Annotated in this window: 1 pseudogene; it reads right to left on the reverse strand. The window is 63.7% G+C overall.

Going from position 1 to position 1,997, the window contains the following annotated elements:
- Positions 1 to 1,997: pseudogene (locus AB5Y70_RS07500) on the reverse strand (type I secretion protein); the annotation flags it as partial.

The raw sequence follows: 1,997 nt of genomic DNA on the forward strand, positions 1-1,997 counted from the left end.
TCCAGCTCGGCCCCCAGGGTCACCTTGGCGGTGACGCTCCAGTTGCCGTTGCTCTCCACCAAATCCAGCTCGGCCCGCAGCACCTCGCGGCCGTCCGCGCTGGTCCCCACCAGCTCGCCGTTGGCGTCCAGGGTGAAGGTAACCGGGCTGCCGTGGCTGCTGTACTTGCCATCCAGGCTCTGCTGAATGGCGGCGATATCGAATTTGAGGCTGCTCGTGTCGAGCGCATCAGCCCCGTGGCTCACGGTGAAGCTCATGTGGCTCACCACATCCTTCGCCCCCTGGTTCGCCTCCGTCATCTCGGTGCCGGTCACGGCGCTGATGACCGGATTGGCCCCATCGCCGATGGCCACGCTCAGGGTGGAGGAGACTTTATCTCCGTCACTGTCGGTCAGGGTAAAGCCCGCCTTGAGCAGACTGTCTGCACTCCCCTGATCCAGCGGCTGGTTCAGGGTGAAGACGTAGTGACCGTTCTGATCCAGCGTCAACGTGAAGACGTTCTGGCCGTTGACGGCGCCGCTGATGCTGTTGCCGCTGACACTGATGACCACGAGCTGGCCGCCGCTGGTGAGCCCCTGCAGGCCGGGCTGGCTGGCATCGAAGCCGATATGGGCCAAAGGATCCGTGCCGGCGGTGATATTGAGGGAGCCACTGAGGGTCTGGGCCGCGCTCCAGTCGCTGTCCTCCACCAGGGTGAGGGAAACCGGATCGACCTGGGGCAAGGCGCCGTCGGTGATGGCGATGTTGAGGGTGCCGAGGTTGCTTCGGTCACCGTCAAAATCGGTGCCCTGCACCTGCAGCCCCAGGTTGACGCTGTCGGTATTGACCGGCTGATCCAGCACGCCGTCGAGCTTCACATGGTACTTGCCGTCCAAGTCCAGGGTCACGGTCAGGATGCTCTTGCCACCCGCATCCTGCAGGGTGATGACATTGCCGTTGACCTGATAGTGGGTCGGCTTGCCGCCGCTGGTGAGGCCATTCAGGCCAGGCTGGTTCGCCTCGAAGTTGAGCGACACCAGGCGATCGCTGCCCACGCTCACCGGCAACTGGCCATCCAGGGTCTGGCCAGAGGCCCCTTCCTGCAAGGTGACCCCGCTGTCGATGCCAAGGTGAGGATCGACGGCATCGGTGATCACCGCCGTGGTGTTTCCGGTGATCAGCGAGCCATCGCTGTCGGTCACCTTGAACGGCAAATTCAGGCTCAGGTTATCACTCACCCCATGATCCAGGTTGGTGTGCACCTTCACCTGGTAATCGAGGGTTGCCTGGGTGTGGGCTTCGATGCGCCCCGGCACGCTCGGCAGGGTCACCGTCAGCACCAGGGTGCCGCTCGCAGTCACTGCCTGGAAGCTGTGGCCGTTGCTGCCCGCCACCTCTTGCCAGGTGAGGGTCTCACCGTTGTGGGTGATGGCCTTGCCACTCCCATCCACAACTTGGCCCGAGAGGGTCAGCCGCACGTCCACCACGGGATCGGAGTCCGCCGTGATGGTCAGGGTGCCGGTGGCATGCTGATCATCGCCGGTCTGGTTGTTGCCGGCGCCATCGAAGCGCCCTTCACTCACCGTCACGCCGGTCAGGGTGAGGGTCGGGTTGGCCCCTTCCGAAATGCGGATGTTGAGGGTACCCGTGGTGCTGTCGTTGTTGCCGCTGCCCTTGTCGCTGTCGACGATGTTGAGCTTGAACGGCAGGTCGGTCGCGGTGTTGCCGCTCTGGTGAACCCCCTCGAACAGGGTCACCTTATAGTCAAAGCCGTTGCTGGCGGCGTTGTCCAGCTTGCCCACCAGTTCGACCTGAAGCACCTCGACGCGCTGGCCATTGACTTCCACATAGCCTTTCAGCACCTGATTGCCCGGGATGCTGGCATCGCCGTCGACCAGCTCGTATTTGACGCTCTGGCCCAACGCGGTCAGGGCCGGCTGCTCGCTGATGTCGGCAAACGACACCTCGCTCACCCGATCCGAACCCGCATTGACCTGGAAGTGGCCAGTGCCGGTCAG

The organism is Aeromonas sp. s1(2024) (assembly GCF_040908005.1).
Classification (GTDB): domain Bacteria; phylum Pseudomonadota; class Gammaproteobacteria; order Enterobacterales; family Aeromonadaceae; genus Aeromonas; species Aeromonas caviae.